18 protein-coding genes are annotated in these 18,840 nt (G+C 68.1%); 12 read left to right on the top strand and 6 right to left on the bottom strand.

Annotation, left to right across the window (positions count from 1 at the left end):
* The first annotated feature begins 11 nt into the window (after positions 1-11).
* The 6 genes from DIE21_RS03855 to infA all read left to right on the top strand — a co-directional run bounded on the left by DIE21_RS03855 (position 12) and on the right by infA (position 7,279).
* The gene (locus DIE21_RS03855; RefSeq protein ID WP_124496196.1) at positions 12-1,217 is read left to right on the top strand and encodes an acetyl-CoA C-acyltransferase; all 1,206 of its coding nucleotides are present in this window, start codon (positions 12-14) and stop codon (positions 1,215-1,217) included.
* 149 nt (positions 1,218-1,366) lie between these two features.
* Positions 1,367-2,326, top strand: a complete 960-nt coding sequence (locus DIE21_RS03850) for a sialidase (RefSeq protein ID WP_124496194.1) — start codon at positions 1,367-1,369, stop codon at positions 2,324-2,326.
* 99 nt (positions 2,327-2,425) lie between these two features.
* Positions 2,426-4,897, top strand: coding sequence for an RND family transporter (locus tag DIE21_RS03845; RefSeq protein ID WP_124496192.1), 2,472 nt, complete (start codon positions 2,426-2,428; stop codon positions 4,895-4,897).
* Positions 4,898-4,977: 80 nt separating this feature from the next.
* The gene (locus DIE21_RS03840; protein WP_124496190.1) at positions 4,978-6,060 is read left to right on the top strand and encodes a Rieske 2Fe-2S domain-containing protein; all 1,083 of its coding nucleotides are present in this window, start codon (positions 4,978-4,980) and stop codon (positions 6,058-6,060) included.
* Between the two features lie 286 nt (positions 6,061-6,346).
* Positions 6,347-6,550 (top strand): cold-shock protein, encoded by a 204-nt coding sequence (locus DIE21_RS03835; protein ID WP_006751843.1) that lies wholly within the window; start codon positions 6,347-6,349, stop codon positions 6,548-6,550.
* A gap of 465 nt (positions 6,551-7,015) precedes the next feature.
* On the top strand, positions 7,016-7,279 hold the full coding sequence (gene infA / locus DIE21_RS03830) for a translation initiation factor IF-1 (protein WP_011355053.1): 264 nt from the start codon (positions 7,016-7,018) through the stop codon (positions 7,277-7,279).
* A gap of 432 nt (positions 7,280-7,711) precedes the next feature.
* Here the strand turns inward: infA and dmpG are convergent, their stop codons facing one another.
* The 6 genes from dmpG to DIE21_RS03800 form a co-directional block, all read right to left on the bottom strand.
* Positions 7,712-8,743 (bottom strand): 4-hydroxy-2-oxovalerate aldolase, encoded by a 1,032-nt coding sequence (gene dmpG, locus DIE21_RS03825; protein ID WP_124496188.1) that lies wholly within the window; start codon positions 8,741-8,743, stop codon positions 7,712-7,714.
* 16 nt (positions 8,744-8,759) lie between these two features.
* Positions 8,760-9,659: an acetaldehyde dehydrogenase (acetylating) gene (locus DIE21_RS03820; RefSeq protein WP_124496186.1), complete on the bottom strand. Its 900-nt coding sequence runs from the start codon at positions 9,657-9,659 to the stop codon at positions 8,760-8,762.
* Positions 9,660-9,672: 13 nt separating this feature from the next.
* Complete coding sequence (gene dmpE, locus DIE21_RS03815) at positions 9,673-10,455, bottom strand: 2-oxopent-4-enoate hydratase (protein ID WP_124496184.1); 783 nt, start codon at positions 10,453-10,455, stop codon at positions 9,673-9,675.
* 102 nt (positions 10,456-10,557) lie between these two features.
* Positions 10,558-11,940, bottom strand: coding sequence for a DUF1329 domain-containing protein (locus tag DIE21_RS03810; protein ID WP_124496182.1), 1,383 nt, complete (start codon positions 11,938-11,940; stop codon positions 10,558-10,560).
* A 41-nt stretch (positions 11,941-11,981) separates the two neighbouring features.
* A complete protein-coding gene (locus tag DIE21_RS03805; RefSeq protein ID WP_124496180.1) occupies positions 11,982-13,550 on the bottom strand; it encodes a DUF1302 domain-containing protein in 1,569 nt (522 codons plus the stop codon).
* 141 nt (positions 13,551-13,691) lie between these two features.
* Positions 13,692-14,471: an SDR family oxidoreductase gene (locus DIE21_RS03800; RefSeq protein ID WP_124496178.1), complete on the bottom strand. Its 780-nt coding sequence runs from the start codon at positions 14,469-14,471 to the stop codon at positions 13,692-13,694.
* A gap of 138 nt (positions 14,472-14,609) precedes the next feature.
* Here DIE21_RS03800 and DIE21_RS03795 point away from each other — a divergent pair, with 138 nt between their 5' ends.
* The 6 genes from DIE21_RS03795 (at position 14,610) to DIE21_RS03770 (ending at position 18,819) form a co-directional block, all read left to right on the top strand.
* Positions 14,610-15,446: an alpha/beta fold hydrolase gene (locus DIE21_RS03795; RefSeq protein ID WP_124496176.1), complete on the top strand. Its 837-nt coding sequence runs from the start codon at positions 14,610-14,612 to the stop codon at positions 15,444-15,446.
* 62 nt (positions 15,447-15,508) lie between these two features.
* Positions 15,509-16,297 (top strand): SDR family NAD(P)-dependent oxidoreductase, encoded by a 789-nt coding sequence (locus DIE21_RS03790; protein ID WP_124496174.1) that lies wholly within the window; start codon positions 15,509-15,511, stop codon positions 16,295-16,297.
* A 39-nt stretch (positions 16,298-16,336) separates the two neighbouring features.
* Complete coding sequence (locus DIE21_RS03785) at positions 16,337-17,086, top strand: electron transfer flavoprotein subunit beta/FixA family protein (RefSeq protein WP_124496172.1); 750 nt, start codon at positions 16,337-16,339, stop codon at positions 17,084-17,086.
* Between the two features lie 16 nt (positions 17,087-17,102).
* A complete protein-coding gene (locus DIE21_RS03780) occupies positions 17,103-18,059 on the top strand; it encodes an electron transfer flavoprotein subunit alpha/FixB family protein (RefSeq protein WP_124496165.1) in 957 nt (318 codons plus the stop codon).
* A gap of 3 nt (positions 18,060-18,062) precedes the next feature.
* On the top strand, positions 18,063-18,593 hold the full coding sequence (locus DIE21_RS03775) for a transferase hexapeptide repeat family protein (RefSeq protein ID WP_124496163.1): 531 nt from the start codon (positions 18,063-18,065) through the stop codon (positions 18,591-18,593).
* 28 nt (positions 18,594-18,621) lie between these two features.
* Positions 18,622-18,819 (top strand): hypothetical protein, encoded by a 198-nt coding sequence (locus tag DIE21_RS03770; RefSeq protein ID WP_124496161.1) that lies wholly within the window; start codon positions 18,622-18,624, stop codon positions 18,817-18,819.
* The last annotated feature ends 21 nt before the right edge of the window (positions 18,820-18,840 follow it).

Genomic DNA, 18,840 nt, shown 5'->3' with positions numbered 1-18,840 from the left:
GAGCCAGACACATGGAAGACGCAGTCATCGTTTCGGTCGCCCGCACGCCGATCGGCAAGGCGTTTCGCGGCATGTTCAACGACACCGAGGCGCCCGCGCTGGGCGGCCACGTCGTGCGCGCCGCGCTCGAACGCGCGGGCGTCGCGCCCGCCGACGTCGACGACGTGCTGATCGGCTGCGCCGCGCAGCAGGGCACGCAGGGCTACAACATCGGCCGCCTGTCGGCCGCGGCGGCCGGTCTGCCGGCGTCGGTGCCCGGCATGGCGATCGACCGGATGTGCTCGTCGGGCCTGATGTCGATCGCGAGCGCCGCGCGCAGCATCGGCACGGGCGATGCGCGGATCGTCGTCGCCGGCGGCGTCGAATCGATCTCGCTCACGCAGAACAAGCACAAGAACGCCTATCGCGCGCGTTCGCAGGCCGTGCTCGACCACCAGCCGGCCGCATACATGGCGATGATGGAAACGGCCGAGATCGTGTCGCGCCGCTACGGGATTTCGCGCGCGGCGCAGGACGAATTCGCATTGCAGAGCCACCGGCGCACGGCCGAAGCACAGGCGGCCGGCCGCTTCGACGCGGAAATCGCGCCGCTCGACGTGCGGCGCGCGCTGTTCGACAAGGAAGGCAACCCGGCCGGCCACGAGGACGTGCACGCGGCACGCGACGAGGGCGTGCGTGCCGATACGACGGCCGAGCGGCTCGCGGGGCTCAAGCCGTCGTGGAGCGGCGGCAAGGTCGTCGAGCAGGGCGAATTCGTGACGGCCGGCAATGCCTCGCAGTTGTCCGACGGCGCGGCGGCGGTGGTCGTGATGTCGCGCAGCGAGGCGGCGCGCCGCGGGCTGACGCCGCTCGGCGCGTTCCGCGGTCTCGCGGTGGTCGGCTGCGAGCCGGACGAGATGGGCATCGGCCCGGTGTTCGCGATTCCGAAGCTGCTGGCGCGTTTCGGGATGACCGTGGCCGACGTCGGGCTGTGGGAGCTGAACGAGGCGTTCGCGTGCCAGGCGCTGTATTGCCGCGACACGCTCGGCATCCCCGACGAGCGGCTGAACGTCGACGGCGGCGCGATCGCGCTCGGCCATCCGTTCGGGATGTCGGGCACGCGGATGACGATGCACGCGCTGCTCGAAGGCGCGCGCCGCGGTGTGCGGCACGCGGTCGTGACGATGTGCATCGGCGGCGGGATGGGTGCCGCCGCGCTGTTCGAGGTCGGCGTGTAACGACAAGCGGATGGGCGGCAGGAAACGGCCGGCCACCATTCAGGACGATTCGAGGCCGCGGCAACGACCGACGGCCCGGAGACTTGCAGGCGACGGTTGCTGGTGCTTCGGCGCGAAGCGCCGTCGAACGCAGACACAGGAGACAAGCGATGAAACGAACTTTGCCCGGACTCGCGATGTCGGCGCTCGTGCTCGGCGCCGCGCTGTTCGCGTTTTCGCCGCGCCCGCTGCCGGCGTTCCCGGTCACCGCGATCCATGCGGACCGCCTGCAGATCAACGGGCTGACCCGTGCCGGCACGCGCATCGTCGCGGTCGGCGAGCGCGGTGTGATCCTGCTCAGCGACGATGCAGGCCGGCAGTGGCGGCCTGCGTCGGTCACGCCCGACCCGGGCTCGACGCTCACGCAGGTGAGCTTCATCACGCCAACGCTCGGGATCGCGGTCGGCCACGACGGCCGGATCGTGCGCAGCGACGACGCGGGCGCGCACTGGCGCGAGGTCCACATGGATCACGCGCATTCCGATCCGCTGCTGTCCGTGTGGGGCAGCGCGAACGGCCCGCTGTTCGCGGCCGGCAGTTTCGGCCAGCTGCTGCGCTCGGACGATGCGGGGCTCACGTGGCAGCCGCTGAAGACGCCGGCGGGCGACCGCCACCTGAACGCGATCGTCGGTGACGGCCAAGGCATCCTGCTGATCGCGGGCGAGAGCGGCACGCTGCTGCGCTCGACCGACAACGGCGCGACCTGGGACAAGCTCCCATCGCCGTACGAAGGCTCGCTGTTCGGCGCGCTGATGCTCGCGAACGGCGACTGGGTCGCGTACGGCATGCGCGGCAACGTGCTGCGCAGCACCGATCGCGGCGCGACCTGGACGCACGTCGACAGCCACGTGCCGGTGTCGTACTTCGGCGCGACCCAGCTCGCCGACGGCGAACTCGTGCTGGTCGGCCAGGGCGGCGCGATCGTCGCATCGCGCGACGGCGGCCTGACCTTCGACGTGCGCAAGCTCGGCGGCGTGCAGAGCCTCGCGGCCGTGCTCGACATGGGCCGCGGCGCGCTGCTGCTCGGCGGCGAGGCCGGCGTCGCGCCGCTTGCCGCGTCGCCGTCCTGATGCGCGGCGGCGGTTGCCGCCGCCCGCATCCGCTCGCCTCGCCGTGCCGACCCGCATCGTCCGCATCGCCTGTCCCGTCCGTTCCGACTCGAGAAATCCATGAACGACCTGTCACGCCCCACTGAAGCCGTTCCCGCGTCGCGCCTCGCCGCGTTCGTCGAGCGCTGCGCCGACACGATCATCCGGCAGCGCCGGCTGCTGATGCTGCTGTGCGTCGCGGTAACGCTCGCGCTCGGCCTGTCCGCGACGCGCCTGAAGCTCGATCCGGGCTTCAACAAGATGATCCCGATGCAGCATCCGTACATGCAGGTGTTCGAGCGCTACGCGGGCGCGTTCCCCGGCGCGAACACGATCCTCGTCAGCCTGCGCTGGAAGGGCGACGGCGACATCTACAACCAGACGTTCATGGATGCGCTGCGCCATGCGACCGACGACGTGTTCTTCATCCCGGGCGTGAACCGCTCGCGCGTGTTCTCGCTGTTCACGCCGAACGTCCACTACACCGAGGTGACCGAAGCCGGCTTTCGCGGCGACGTGGTCGTGCCCGGCCAGTTCTCGAGCGCGAACCCGGACGATCTCGCGAAGGTGCGCCGCAACGTCGCGCGCTCCGGGCAGATCGGCCGCCTCGTCGGCAACGACCTGAAGTCGGCGCTGATCCGCGCGGAATTGCGCGAGACCGATCCGGCCACCGGCAAGCGGCTCGACTACAGCGCGGTCGCGCGCCAGCTCGAGGAAATCCGCGCGCGCTACGCGAAGCAGGGCATCGACGTGAACATCATCGGCTTCGCGAAGCTGGTGGGTGACGTCGAAGCCGGGATCGCCGGCGTGATGGCGTTCTTCGCGCTCGCGTTCCTCGTGACGGCCGCGCTGCTGTTCGCCTATACGCGCTCGCTGAAGACGACCGTGCTCGCGCTGGTCGTCGCGCTGCTGCCGGTCGTCTGGCTGCTCGGCGCGCTGCCGCTGCTCGGGCTCGGCATCGACCCGATATCGATCCTCGTGCCGTTCCTGATCTTCTCGATCGGCGTGTCGCACGCGGTGCAGATGACCAATGCGTGGAAGCAGGCGCTGGTGCGCGGCGCGGCGCCGGTCGAGGCCGCGCGCGACGCGTTCCGCAAGCTGTTCGTGCCGGGCACGGTCGCGCTGCTGACCAACGCGCTCGGTTTCATGGTGATCATGCGGATCAGGATCGACATCGTGCGCGAGCTCGGCATCACCGCGTGCCTCGGCGTGCTGCTGATGATCGTCACCAACAAGGTGTTCCTGCCGATCCTGCTGTCGTACACGCGCCTCGAACGCGGCACGCTGGCGCGCGCGCAGCGCGCGGCGGCGGCCGGCGGCAGCGGGAAGTGGTCGCGCTTCGCGCTGTTCGCGCGGCCGGCGCCGGCGCTCGGCGTGTTCGCGGTGGCGCTCGCGCTGCTCGCGTACGGCGCGCTCGACTCGCGCAAGCTGGGGATCGGCGACATCGGCACCGGCGCGCCGGAGCTGCGCGCGAACTCGCGCTACAACATCGACAACGCGGCGATCACGCACCAGTACAACATCGGCGTCGACGTGCTGTCGGTGATCGTCGAGACGACCGGCTTCGACGACGCGTGCCTGCACTACCCGGTGATGAGCGCGATCGAGAAGTTCGAGATGAACATGCGCGGCGTGGCGGGCGTGCAGTCGGTCACGAGCGTCGCGTCGCAGGGCAAGGTGTTCATCGCCGCGTTCAACGAAGGCAACCCGCGCTGGGCCGCGCTGCCGCGCTCCAGTGACGGGCTCACGCAGGGCTCCAACGCGTTCGACCCCGACAACGGGATGAACACCGCGAACTGCAAGGCGATCCAGGTGCTGATCTACACGAAGAACCACGAAGGCACGACCATCGCGCACATCGTCGACGAGATCAAGCGCTACGCGGCCGAGAACCCGACGCCGAACGTCGCGTTCCGGCTCGCCGGCGGCAACGTCGGCGTGATGGCGGCGACCAACGAGGCGGTCGGCGACGCGGAAATCGCGATGCTGCTGTCGATCTTCGGTGCGATCGCGCTGCTCTGCGCGGTCACGTTCCGCTCGTGGCGCGCCGTGCTGTGCATCATCGTGCCGCTCACGCTGGTGTCGATCCTGTGCAACGCGGTGATGGCACGGCTCGGCATCGGGCTGAAGGTCGCGACGCTGCCGGTGATCACGCTCGGCGTCGGGGTCGGCGTCGACTACGGGATCTACCTGTACGAGCGCCTGCAGCACGACATCCGCCACGGCGCGACGCTGCCGGACGCGTTCGCCGATGCGATGCGCCAGCGCGGCACCGCGGCGCTGTTCACGGCCGTCACGATGTTCATCGGCGTCGGCACGTGGGCGTTCTCCGCACTGAAGTTCCAGGTCGACATGGGCGTGCTGCTCGCGTTCATGTTCCTCGTGAACCTGTTCGGCGCCGTGTTCCTGCTGCCCGCGCTGGCCGCATGGCTCGGCGTCGAGCGCGCCGAGCGCCGTGCGTCGCGCGAGCAACGGCCCTCGTCGCCGCAGGCCGCGCCGGCACCGGCGCTCGAGCCGACGCGCGCGCTCGAACCCGGCAATCCGGTGCGCTGAGCCGAGCGGCGCGACCCGAACCCCCATTACCCCGGTGCGCGGCGGGCCGCCGCGCGCCCCCCAAAGAGGAGTCAACCCGCATGTCCGCACGCCCCTACAAGATCGAAGCCCAGCCGCTCGCGCAGCGCTATGCGCGCGGCTGGCACTGCCTCGGGCTCGCCCGCGACTACAAGGACGGCAAGCCGCACACGCTGAACGTCTTCGGCCGCAAGCTCGCCGCGTTCGCCGACTCGACCGGCAAGATCAACGTCGTCGACGCGTACTGCCCGCACATGGGCGCCGACCTGAGCCTCGGCACGGTCGAAGGCGACAACCTCGTCTGCCCGTTCCATGGCTGGGCGTGGAACGGCGAAGGGCAGTGCGCGTCGATTCCGTACTGCAAGCGGATCCCGCCGAAGGCGCGCATCGGCGCGTGGCCGACCTGCGAGGAAAACAACCTGCTGTTCGTGTGGAACGACCCGGAAGGCAACGCGCCGCCGCCGGAAGTCGCGATTCCGCGTCTCGACGTGTGCTTCTCCGGCGAATGGTCGGACTGGGTCGTCGACAAGATGGTGATCCAGGCCAACTGCCGCGAGCTGGTCGACAACATCTCGGACGTCGCGCACTTCGCGACCGTGCACCACGCGCCGATCGACTATTTCGCGAACCTGTTCGAGGACCACAAGGCGACGCAGCTGATGGTCGGCCGCAGCGAGAAGCTCGGCGGCGACAGCCTGACCGCGCTGTCGACGTATTTCGGGCCGGCCGTGCACATCACGCAGATGACGGGGCAGAGCAACGGGCAGCCGATCCATTCGGTGCTGCTGAACTGCCACGTGCCGATCGACATGAATAGCTTCGAGCTGCGCTACGGCGTGATCGTGAAGAAGGTGGCCGGCCTCAGCGACGCGCAGAACATGGAGATCGCGAACGCGTATGTGAAAGAGGCGCAGCGCGCGTTCTACGAGGACGTCGACATCTGGCACAGCAAGACGCGCATCGACAACCCGCTGCTGTGCGAAGGCGACGGGCCGCTGTACCAGATGCGCGACTGGTATTCGCAGTTTTACCTGGACGCGGCCGACGTGCGGCCGTCGAGCGTCGCGCGCAAGGCGTTCGAGATGACGATCCGCGACGGCGCCGCGCCGCCGGCGCTACATCACGTGTTCGAGCCGCGGTCGTGACGAAGCGCGGCGAAAAAAGGGGGCGTATCGTTACGCCTTCCAATTGCCGCTCACGCCCGCCAGGCAAGGCGCGCGCGCTGCCGCGCGCCTTGCCGCACCGAAAAGTGCTTGACGGATCGGCCGGCACCGCGTAGTGTCCGAGACCGAAGTCTTCAAGAAGTTCGATTGCTCATCATTGGCCGCACACTGTGCGGCAGTCGTTGGTCTCTCCCTCTTTTGATTCTTTCCTGTGCCCGTCGCGGGCGCAAGTTCAATCGTTCGTATCAATCGTATTAAGGAAGTATTTGTGGATACCGGTACCGTCAAGTGGTTCAACGAAACCAAGGGCTTTGGTTTCATCTCCCCGGACAACGGCGGCGACGATCTGTTCGCCCATTTCTCTGAAATCCGTGGCACGGGTTTCAAGACCCTGGCCGAAGGCCAGAAGGTCAGCTACGAAGTGAAGCGTGGCCCGAAGGGTCTGCAAGCGTCGAACATCACGCCGCAGTAAGCCGTATCGGCACCGGTCGCCCATCGGCGGCCGCTGCCGGACGGATCTCGCGCGGATGCCGGCCTGGGCCGGCGTCCTGCGCGTTTCGACGCACACGACCGATGCATCGCGGCATTCACGATGCATCGGTCGTGTGCTTCCCTCATCCATCGCAGGTCCGTACGACGTGCGATCCAACGCCCTCGCGAAGCGCTCGCCGCGTCGCCAGCGGCCCATGCTGCAACCCGAGTAGACCGTCGCCATGCCGCACGCGGCGCGGTCCCGACTTTGCGCGGTGCTGAAATCGCACCGCCGCCACTGACCGCCCGACCGCCGCAATGCGCCGGGCTCCGATTGCAAGGCGGGCCCGTCGCCCGTCTGAACGAGTTGATCCCCGGCATCCTGCCGGCCGCCGTCCCGTTGCGGGGCACGGCGCCGGTGAGTTCGCCGCGGCCGCGGTCTTTCACCTTGTCTGGAGGAATTGGTTTGGCAAAAGAAGAACTGCTGGAACTGGACGGAATCGTCGACGAAGTGCTGCCGGACAGCAAATACCGTGTCACGCTGGAAAACGGCGTCGTGGTCGGCGCGTACGCGTCGGGCCGCATGCGCAAGAACCACATCCGCATTCTCGCGGGTGACCGTGTGACGCTGGAACTGTCGGTGTACGACCTGACGAAGGGGCGCATCAACTTCCGTCACAAGGACGCGAACTCGCCGCGTCCGCCGCGCACCGGGCAACCGCGTCGCTAAGCAGTACGGTCGGGCGCGCAACGCTGCTCCGACCGAAACCCGTCCGGCCCTGTCATGCGGCCGGGCACACCGGATGGACGGCGCAGGTCGCGCCGTTCGTCGGTCGCCGGCGGCGGTGCAGTGCCGCGGCGGCCAACGTCGCATCATCTCCGATCGAATCGCCCGATTCGGATCTTCATTTCCCTGAGCGCGTTGATGCGCTGCGCATCGCTTCGGCCCGCCACGTCGGTCTTCGGCGGGATGCCCATGCTTTTGCCGTGCGTTGTATCCGGCTTTACGCACCGGCGCGCGCACCAGATTCCACGGCATCACGCCGACTGCCGCGCGCGCCGCACGCTGGGCACCGATACTGACGGCGCGAGCGCGCACAGCAGCGCCGCGACGGTGAAGAGGGCCGTGCGGCCATGAAGGATCGACCCCTGCAGGGTCGGCTCAGGCCGCCACCGCCCGTGCCCGCGCCATCGTCAGCGCCGCATCCTCGATCATGTCCTCCTGCCCGCCCACGAGCCGCTGCCGGCCCAGTTCGACGAGAATGTCGCGCGCCGGAATCCCGTACTTCGCTTCCGCGCGCTTCGCGAACAGCAGGAACGACGAGTAGACGCCCGCATAGCCGAGCGTCAGTGCATCGCGGTCGAGGCGGATCGGCGCGTCCATGATCGGCACGACGAGATCCTCGGCCACGTCGGCAATCGCGAACACGTCGACGCCGGTCTCGATCCCCATCCGGTCGCACACCGCGACGAACACTTCCATCGGCGTATTGCCCGCGCCCGCGCCGAGGCCGGCCGCGGCCGCGTCGATCCGGTTCGCGCCGGCCGCGACCGCCGCGACCGAGTTCGCGACGCCCATCGCGAGATTGTGGTGCCCGTGGAAGCCGAGTTCCGTCTCCGGCTTCAGCGCGGCGCGCACCTGGCCGATCCGCTCGGTGACGTCGTCGGGCAGCATGTGGCCGGCCGAATCGGTGACGTAGATGCAGTTCGCGCCGTACGACTCCATCAGCTTCGCCTGCACGACGAGCTGCTCGGGCGACGACATGTGCGCCATCATCAGGAACCCGACCGTATCGAGCCCGAGCGTGCGCGCAAGGCCGATATGCTGTTCCGATACGTCGGCCTCGGTGCAGTGTGTCGCGACGCGGATCGTGCCGACGCCGAGATCGTGCGCCATGCGCAGGTGCTCGACGGTGCCGATGCCGGGCAGCAGCAGCGCCGACACTTTCGCCTGCTTCAGTTCCGGAATCACGGCGCTCAGGTATGCCTCGTCGGTATGCGCGGGAAAGCCGTAGTTGACCGATGCGCCGCCGAGCCCGTCGCCGTGCGTGACCTCGATCAGCGGCACGCCGGCCGCATCGAGCCCGCGCGCGATGTCGCGCATCTGGTCGAGCGTGATCTGGTGGCGTTTCGGGTGCATTCCGTCGCGCAGCGACATGTCGTGGACGGTGATCTTCTTGCCTGCAAGTGACATCGTGTGACTCCTCGACTCAAGCGGTGGCGGCCGTCGCGGCCAGCATCTGTTCGGCGAAACGCTCGGCCGTGGCGGCCGCGGCGGCGGTCATGATGTCGAGGTTGCCCGCGTACTTCGGCAGGTAGTCGCCGAGCCCCTCGACTTCCATGAAGACCGACACGCGATTGCCGTCGAACACCGGGCCGTTCTTCAGCGTGTAGCCGGGCACGTAGCGCTGCACTTCCTTGACCATCGCATGCACCGACGCCGTGATCGCATCGACGTCGGGCGGCCCGTCGGTCAGGCAGTGGATCGTGTCGCGCATGATCAGCGGCGGCTCGGCCGGGTTGATCACGATGATCGCCTTGCCCTTGCGTGCGCCGCCGACCTGTTCGATCGCACCGGACGTCGTGCGCGTGAATTCGTCGATGTTCTTGCGCGTGCCGGGGCCGACCGAACGCGACGACACGGTCGCGACGATCTCGCCGTACGCGACCGGCTGCACGCGCGACACCGCATGCACCATCGGGATCGTCGCCTGGCCGCCGCACGTCACCATGTTCACGTTCATCCGCGCGCTGCCGAGATGTGCGTCGAGGTTCACGGGCGGCACGCAGTACGGCCCGATCGCGGCGGGCGTCAGGTCGATCATCTTCACGCCGAGCGCGGTGAGCTTGTCGGAGTTGTCGCGGTGCACGTAGGCCGACGTGGCGTCGAACGCGATGCGGATCTCGTCGTCGGCGACGTGCGGCAGCAGCCCGTCGACGCCGCGGTCGGTGGTCTTCAGGCCGAATTCGCGCGCCCGTGCGAGGCCGTCGGACGCCGGATCGACGCCGACCATCCACACGGGTTCGAGCACCGGCGAGCGGCGCAGCTTGTAAAGCAGGTCGGTACCGATGTTGCCGGGCCCGATCAATGCGCATTTGATTTTCTTCATCTGGATCGTTCCTTTAGATAAAGCGGACGTCGCACCCGCCGATACCGGAGATGCGCATCGACAGCGCGTCGCCGGCCGTGACCGGAATCAGTTTCGCGAGCGAGCCGGACAGCACGATCTCGCCGGCAAGCAGCGGCACGTCGTATTCCGCCAGGGTGTTCGCGAGCCACGCGACCGCGTCGGCGGGGTGGCCTAGCGCCGCATCGCCGCGCCCTTGCGCGACGGGCTCGCCGTTCTTCTCGATCGTCATCTCGCACGCGGCGAGATCGAGCGTGCGCGGATCGACGCGTGCGTCGCCGAGCACGTACACGCCGCACGACGCGTTGTCGGCGACGGTGTCCTCGATGCGGATCGCCCAGTCGCGGATGCGCGAATCGACGATCTCGAAGCAGGGCGCGACGGCGGCCGTCGCGGCGATCACGTCGGTGCGGTCGATGCCGGGGCCGCGCAGGTCGCGTGCGAGGATGAACGCGATCTCGCCCTCGGCACGCGGCGCGATCAGCGAATCGGCGGCAATCGCCTCGCCGGCCGCGTAGTGCATGCCGGACAGCAGGATGCCGAAATCGGGCTGGCGCACGTTCAGCATGTCCTGCACGGCCTGGCTCGTCACGCCGATCTTCTTGCCGACGACCGCTTCGCCGTGTTCGACGCGACGTTCGATGAAGCGCTGCTGGATGCGGTAGGCGTCGTCGAGCGACAAGCGGCGCGGGCGGCTCGACAGCGGCGCGACCGGCGCGCGCGCGTGCCACGCGGCGTACAGCTCGTCACCGAGCGTCGTATGCAGGCGGGAAGACATGTAAGGGCCCTCGAATGGAACAGGCCGCCGTCGCGGGCGGCGTCGGGCACCGGAGCGGAGCTCCGGCGCATGGATCGCGGGCATGCCGCGTCAGCCAGTCGCTTAGTTACCCGAACTGCGGATCGCATCCGGCGAGAAATACGCCTCGTTGAACTGCGGGCTGTTGTCGAGCTTCGGCATCGTGCCTTCGTTCGTCAGGCGGTCGGCCATGTACGCGCCCGAGATCAGGTCGTGGTAGAACACGACGCCCGGGTAGAACGTCTTCGCGTCGAACGCGTAGAGCGTCGTCGCGACGTTGGTGCGCCAGAGCTGGCCGCGTGCGTCATAGTTGTCGGCGAGCAGCGTTATCCACGAATCCTCGTCGAGGTACAGCACGCGCTTCGCATACTGGTGGCGATAGCCGTTCTTCAGCGTCGCCTGCAGCACCCACACGCGATGCAGCTCGTAGCGGATGTAGGACGGGTTCTCGTGGCCCTTGCCCAGCAGGTCGCTGTACTTGACCGAGCTGTCCATTGCCTTGTAGTTGTCGTACGGCACGTAGATCTCGCGCTTGCCGAGGATCTTCCAGTCGTAGCGGTCGCCGGAGCCGTTGAACAGGCGGTCGTCGTCGACGGTGCGGAAGCCGCCCGGGCCCATCGGCTGGTCGTAGCCGTATTCGGGCGCCTGCCTCACGCGCCGCGTGCCGGGGTTGTACATCCACGTGCGCGACGCATTGTCCGCGCCGGCCTTGTCCCAGTTCGCGAAGGAGACGATCAGCGAACCGCGGTCGGACAATGGCAACTCGGTGGCGACGCGCGCATACGTCCGGTTGTTCAGGTCGCTCTTCACGTCGTACTTGCCGACGTTGCGCGGCGAGTAGATGTCGTAGCGCACCTTGCCCCACGCGATGTTGCCGTCGGAGTACACGACCCCCTGGTCGTAGGTCGCCTGCTCGGTGCCGATCGCTGACGACATGCGCTGGTTCCACAGCAGCTCGGCGGCCGTCTTCGGAATCGGGTAGGGTACCTGCGGCGGCGCATTGGTCAGGCCGTTCGCGTCGGACGTCATCGTCGAATCGGGCGCGTACGTGCGGATGTCCTTGTAGACGGAATCCGTGTAGCGGAAGTCGCGATGGCTCGGATAGACGTTGATCTTGAACGTGGCCGGGTAGCGCTTGAACATCGCCTTCTGGCCGTCGGTCAGGTGCTCCGCGTACTGCGCCATGTTTTCCGCGGTGATCGTCGCGACCGGCTTCTCGCTCGCGTACGGATCGGGGTAGCGGCCGCCGCGCTTGTACTGCATGTCCGGCGGCGTGCCGAGCCACTTGCCCGACCACTCGGGCACGCCGCTGTCCTTGCTCGCGGCGCGCACCGCGCCCATCGGCGTCAGCGTGCCGTCGAGCGCCTTCAGGTCGTCCGGCGTGACCTTCGGGAACGACGCCGTCGCGACGAGCGCGCATGCGGCCATCACCGACGCGCGCAGGAGGGGGAGACGAGTTCGTTTCATGACAAATCCTCTTCTTGCTGGGTGACGAGCGGTCGGGCCGCTCAGAAGTGGTAGGTCGCCGTGGCGAGCACGTAGTCGCGATCCGACAGCGGCCGCGTGACCGGGTTGGGCGAACCGAGGAACTTGGCGTAGACGAGCGACAGCTGCAGGTTGCTCAGGCGCGTGAAGGTCACGCCGGCCGTCACGCGGTGATCGCCCTGGCCCGTCAGCGAGCCGAGCGCGCCGGCGAGCGGCGACGTGCCGGTCAGGTCGTGCGTGTAGGTCAGCGGCACGTCGAGGTCCCAGCCGTTGAACACGTTCTTGTAGCTGAGCGTCCACGCGATCTCCATCGCGAGCGCATTGCGCGAGTTGGTGAGCGTCGTCGAGCCGTCGAGCGCGGAGATGCTGCCCGCATGCACGTACGTCAGTTCGCCGATCAGCGACTGCGAGTTCGCGAGGAAGCTCGGCCCGATCGAATAGATGCCCGACAGGTTGGTCTGCAGCACGTTCGCGCGCGTCGACTGCGGGCCGGTCGGCGTGTTGACGAGCACGGCCGCGCCCTGGCGGTACGACACTTCGCCCGCGACGTTCACGGGGCCGACCTGCGTCGAGAAGCTCGCGCCGGTCAGCTTGATGTTGCTGAAATACTTTTGCTGGTACTGGAGCGTCGGGAAGAACGTCGTGACGACGCTCGGGTTCATGTCGTTGTAGTGCAGGTGGTACAGGCCGAGCTCGGTGTCGCCGAGTACGCGGAAGCGCGCGCCGATACCCCACTGGTTGCGTGCGCTCGGCTTGTCGTCGGGGCCGCGCGGAATGATCATCCCGCCCGGGCCGATGATGAATTGAGCGCCCGGGCCCGTCACGTCGGAATAGCTCCAGTACGTGCCGGGTGCGGTCAGCTTGTTCTGCTGGTACGAGAACTGGTAGTAGCCGAGCAGGCTGAAGTTCGGCGTGATCTGCCATTGCGTCGAGATCTGCGGCACCGGCAGCAGGATGTCCTTCACCTCGGCGCCGGCCATGTACGACTTGGTCGCGTCGGCAGGCCCCTGCGCGCCCGCGATGTTCGGGAAGAACAGGCTCTCGCCCCACGCGACCACCTGGTCGCCCACCTTCACGTTCAGGCTCGTCGAGCCGATGTGGAACGTGTTGTACGCATACGCGGCGAGCAGCGTCGTGTGGCCACCCGACCAGTAGCGCGCATCGCTCGTGAAGTTGTTGTACTGGCCCGACTGGTTCACGGTGCCCGGCGCGTCGTTGTAGTTCGGGCGGTGATAGGCCTGGTCGTAGAACGTGTTCGCGCGGACGAACACACCCCAGTCGTCGTGCTTCAGGTTTACTTCGCCGAGCAGGCTGACCTGGTTCTCGATCAGCTTGTTCTTCGCGAAGTTGCGGTCGCCGTCGTCGCCGTTGATGTTCGCGGGCGTCAGCAGATTGCCGCTCGGCGCACGCGTGCGCATGCCGAGCCCGTAGCTGAGCGTGAACGTGTAGTCGAGCGTCGTGTCGGCGCCGAGGTTGATCGTGCTGCCGGCGTGCGCGTCGGGAACGGCGCACGACAGCAGCGCGGCGGCCAGCGTCGACAGCGTGGCGGTGGTGGCCCGCTTGTCGGTACGGCGCGAAATCCGTTGATGCATGGTGTCTCCTCTGGGGTATCGACGACGGTCGACTGTGGTTGTCGTGAGAGGCAGAGTAGGGAGATCGCGGTAGCAGGGAATCGTCAAAATGAACTAGATGACTTCCCTAGGACTGGAAACGATCGGGCTGCGCCGCGTGCGTCATCGCGCGTCCACTTGTGCCGCCGACAGGAACGCCGGCCGTTCGCCGCCGCCGTCGAGCCGCAGGTTCGTGCCCGACGTGTACGACGCGTCGGGCGACGCGAGGAACAGGCACGCCGACGCGACGTCGTCGGGCGTCGCGAGCCGTCCGGCCGGTATCGTCGCGCGGATCGCGTCGAGCGCGGCATCGTCGCCGTAGTGGCCTTCGGTCGCCGATTCCGTCTGCACGAGGCTCGGGCTCACCGCGCACACGCGCACGCGCGGCGCCCACTCGACCGCGAGCGACGTGACCGCGTTGACTAGGCCCGCCTTCGCGGCGCCGTAGGCCGCGGTGCCGGGCGACGGCCGCGACGCGCTGACACTTGCGATGAACAGCATCACGCCGCCCGCCGGCTGCGGCTGCATGATCGCGTTCACGCGCTGCGCGAGCTGCAGCGGTGCGATCAGGTTCAGCCGCACGATCGATTCGGTGAAGCGCGGCGACGCGTCGGCCGCGAGCGCGAACGGCGAGCCGCCCGCGTTGTTGACGAGCACGTCGAGGCCGCCGGCCGTATCGCGGATAGTCGCGAGCATCGCATCGACCTGCTGGATGTCGCGCAGGTCGGCCGCGACGAAGCCGGCCGTGCGGCCGCCGGACGCAGGCGGAGAGTCGGGCGCGCTGCGCCCGCACACGAACACGCGCGCGCCCGCCGCGAGAAACCGCTCGGCGATGCGCCGGCCGATGCCCTTGGTGCCGCCCGTCACGAGCACCGTCTTGCCGCTGTAGTCGAATCCGTTCATCGTCTGCCTCCGTTTCGGTGGCCCGATGATAGGAACAAGCGCGCGCGGCTTCGTAGTCTGAAAGGATGATGCCGGCCGGCGCCGGCGGCGCAATCATCGTGGCAGGCATCCATCGACCGACGAAGGAGACAACCCGCGATGACGACCCCCATGACGCCGCCGGCCGGCATCTTCACCGACGTACCGGGCGGCCTGCGCCTACATCATTTCGAGGCGGGCGAAGGCCGCCCGGTGGTGTTCATCCACGGCAGCGGCCCGGGCGCCAGCGGTTTCAGCAATTTCAAGCACAACTACCCCGCGTTCGCGGCCGCCGGCCACCGCGCGATCGTCGTCGACCTGCCGGGCTACGGGCAGTCGTCGAAGCCGTCCGACGTCGCCTACACGCTCGATTTCTTCGTCGGCGCGCTGCATGCGCAGCTGTCCGCGCTCGGCGCCGGGCCGGCCGTGCTGCTCGGCAACTCGCTCGGCGGCGCGATCGCGCTGAAATACGCACTCGATTACCCCGACGCGGTCGATGGCCTGATCATGATGGCGCCGGGCGGCGTCGAGGATCGCGACACCTATTTCCGGATGGAAGGGATCCAGCGGATGGTGAAGCTGTTCACCCATCGCCAGATGAATGACGACACCATGCGCGAGCTGCTGACGCTGCTGGTGCACGATCCGGCGATCGTCACCGACGCGCTCGTCGCGGAGCGGATGAAGGTGTGCGTCGAGCAGCCGACCGAAGTGCTGTCGACGATGAGCGTGCCGAACCTGACGGGCGCGCTCGGCGACCTGCGCTGCCCGGTGCTCGGCTTCTGGGGCACGGACGATCGCTTCAATCCGGTCGGCGGCGCGTTGACGTTCCTCGAGCGCTGCCGCGACGCGCGCTTCGTGCTGCTGAACCGGTGCGGCCACTGGGTGATGGTGGAGCACGCCGATTACTTCAATCGGGAATGCCTCGATTTTCTTGCGGCGCCGGATGCGCGATAACCCCGGATGCCAATGAAGGCCGGCCCGTTCGAGGCCGGTCCGCCTGATTACACGGAGACGCAATGAAACTCATCGAAGACCTGTTCGACCTGCGCGGCAAGGTGGCCGCGATCACCGGCGGCGCGCGCGGCATCGGCGCGGAAACGGCGCGCACGCTGGCCGCGGCCGGCGCGAGCGTCGCGATTCTCGACGTGCTGTCGCAGCCGGCCGAGGCGCTCGTCGAAGAGATTCGCGCACAGGGCGGCCAGGCCGCATTCTGGCCGCTCGACGTGACGCACGAGGCCGACGTGGCGCGCGTGTTCGGCGAGATCGTCGCGCGCTTCGGGCGCCTCGACGTGCTCGTGAACAACGCGGGCATCGAAGGGCACAACGTGCCGACGCACGAACTCACGCTCGCGCAGTGGCAGCGCGTGCAGGACGTGAACGTCAACGGCGTGTTCCTGTGCACGCGCGCCGCGATCGCGCATCTCGAGGCGGCCGGCGGCGGCTCGATCGTGAACCTGTCGTCGATGTACGGGATCGTCGGCGGCCCCGACGTGCCGGCGTATCACGCGTCGAAGGCCGCGGTGCGGATGATGGCGAAGGTCGACGCGATGCTGTACGCGGCGAAGAACATCCGTGCGAACTCGGTGCATCCGGGCTACATCCGCACGCCGATGCTCGAGGACGCGTTCCGCCAGATGGGCCAGGATCCGGATCGCGCGTTCGAATACATGCAGACGCACGTGCCGATGGCGAAGATCGGCAGCCCGCGCGACATCGCGGCCGGCATCCTGTATCTCGTGTCGCCGGCCGGGCGCTACGTGACGGGTGCGGAGCTGGTGATCGACGGCGGCTACACCGCGCGCTGACGCGCCGCGGTGGTCGAAACGAAAACAGGAGACCGGCAGTTGAAAGCGCTCGTGGCAGTGAAGCGCGTGGTCGACGCGAACGTGAAGGTCGGCGTGAAGTCCGACCGCACCGGCGTCGACATCGCGAACGTGAAGATGTCGATGAACCCGTTCGATGAAATCGCGGTGGAGGAGGCCGTGCGCCTGAAGGAGGCCGGCGTCGTGACGGAGGTGGTGGCCGTGTCGGTCGGTGTCGCGCAGGCGCAGGAAACGCTGCGCACGGCGCTGGCGATCGGCGCGGATCGCGCGATCCTCGTCGAGACGAACGACAGTGTCGAGCCGCTGGCCGTCGCGAAGATCCTCAAGGCGCTGGTCGACAAGGAACAGCCGCAGCTGGTGATCCTCGGCAAGCAGGCGATCGACGACGATTCGAACCAGACGGGCCAGATGCTGGCCGCGCTGGCAGGGCTGCCGCAAGCGACGTTCGCATCGAAGGTCACGATCGCCGATGGCCGTGCCACGGTCGCACGTGAAGTCGACGGCGGCGCGGAAACGCTGTCGCTGACGCTGCCGGCGGTGGTCACGACCGACCTGCGCCTGAACGAGCCGCGCTATGTGACGCTGCCGAACATCATGAAGGCGAAGAAGAAGCCGCTGGAAACGGTGAAGCCGGAAGACCTCGGCGTGGACGTCGCGCCGCGTCTGAAGACGCTGAAGGTGGCCGAGCCGCCGAAGCGCGCGGCCGGCGTGAAGGTGCCGGACGTGAAGACGCTGGTCGAGAAGCTGAAGACCGAAGCCAAGGTGCTGTAAGAGGGCGCGGACGGACATGACGATTCTGGTAATTGCCGAGCATGACGGGGCACGCGGCGCTTCGACGATCAAGGCCGCGACGTTGAACACGGTGGCAGCGGCCGCCGAAGTCGGCAAATTCGCCGGCGGCGACATCCACGTTCTGGTCGCGGGCCATAACGCACATGCGGCAGCCGATGCGGCAGCGAAGATCGCAGGTGTCTCGAAGGTGCTGCTGGCCGACGCGCCGCAGCTCGCGGACGGTCTTGCCGAGAACGTCGAAGCGACGGTGCTGGCCATCGCTTCGAACTACTCGCATATCCTTGCGCCGGCGACGGCGTACGGCAAGAACGTCGCGCCGCGCATCGCCGCGAGGCTGGATGTCGCGCAGATCTCGGACATCACGGCGGTGGTTTCAGCCGATACGTTCGAGCGCCCGATCTACGCGGGCAACGCGATCGCGACGGTGCAGTCGGGCGATCCGGTCAAGGTCATCACGGTGCGCGCAACGGGTTTCGATCCGGTTGCCGCGGAAGGCGGCAGCGCGTCGGTCGAGAAGATCGAAGCGGCGGCAGACGCGGGCGTGTCGCGGTTCATCAGCCGCGAGGTGACGAAGCTCGATCGCCCCGAACTCACCAGCGCGAACATCATCGTGTCGGGCGGCCGCGGCCTGGGCAGCGGCGAAAACTACATGAAGGTGCTCGAGCCGCTGGCGGACAAGCTGTCGGCAGCCCTCGGCGCATCGCGCGCGGCAGTCGACGCGGGCTACGTGCCGAACGACTACCAGGTCGGCCAGACCGGCAAGATCGTCGCGCCGCAGCTGTACATCGCGGTCGGCATCTCGGGGGCGATCCAGCACCTGGCCGGCATGAAGGATTCGAAGGTGATCGTCGCGATCAACAAGGATCCGGAAGCGCCGATCTTCAGCGTGGCCGATTACGGCCTCGTCGGCGATCTGTTCGCGCTCGTGCCCGAAGCGGCCGCGGTGCTCTGAGCGATGCCGCTGTTCGAATTCAACGGCATGCGCCCGCGCGTCGATCCGTCCGCGTACGTTCATCCGGGCGCGGTCGTGATCGGCGACGTGACGATCGGCGCGGGCTGCTATATCGGCCCGCACGCGAGCCTGCGCGGCGATTTCGGCGCGATCGTCGTCGGCGACGGCAGCAACGTGCAGGACGGCTGCGTGCTGCACGTCGGCATCGGCGAGACGTGCCGGCTCGGCGTGAACAGCCACGTCGGCCACGGTGCGATCGTGCACGGCGCGACGCTCGAGCCGGACACGATGATCGGGATGAACGCGGTCGTGATGGACGGCGCGACGATCGGCGCGACCACGATCGTCGCCGCGTGCGCGTTCGTGAAGGCCGGTTACGACGTGCCGCGCGGCGTGCTGCTCGCGGGCGTGCCCGGGCGCGTGGTACGGCGGCTGAGCGACGCGGAGATCGAGGCGAAGGCGAACGGCACGCGGGTCTATCAGCAACTCGCGGTGGATTGCCTGAAGACGCTCCGGCAGATCGACGGCGCGTAAGCGACGCGCGTCGTCGTTCAGGCCGCGGATGCTTGCCGGCGACAAGACCGTCGTGCGTCAGCGCGAATACCGCAAACGCGTGCGCGACGAGCGCCGCGCGGAGCCGCGCCGAAAGCGCGATGCCACGGGTTTTCTCGGGGTTTGTGCGGATGGCGATTCGCCGTCGTGCATGCCGGTCGTGACGTTCGCGCGGGATCGATTGCCTGATGCGGCGTCGTTGTCTTAAGATCGGCGTCAGACCATCCCA

Origin of the sequence: Burkholderia sp. Bp9140 (assembly GCF_003853425.1) — a bacterium.
GTDB lineage: Bacteria > Pseudomonadota > Gammaproteobacteria > Burkholderiales > Burkholderiaceae > Burkholderia.
The sequence above is the reverse complement of the archived record's forward strand: the minus strand, read 5'-3'. Positions and strand labels throughout refer to the sequence as shown.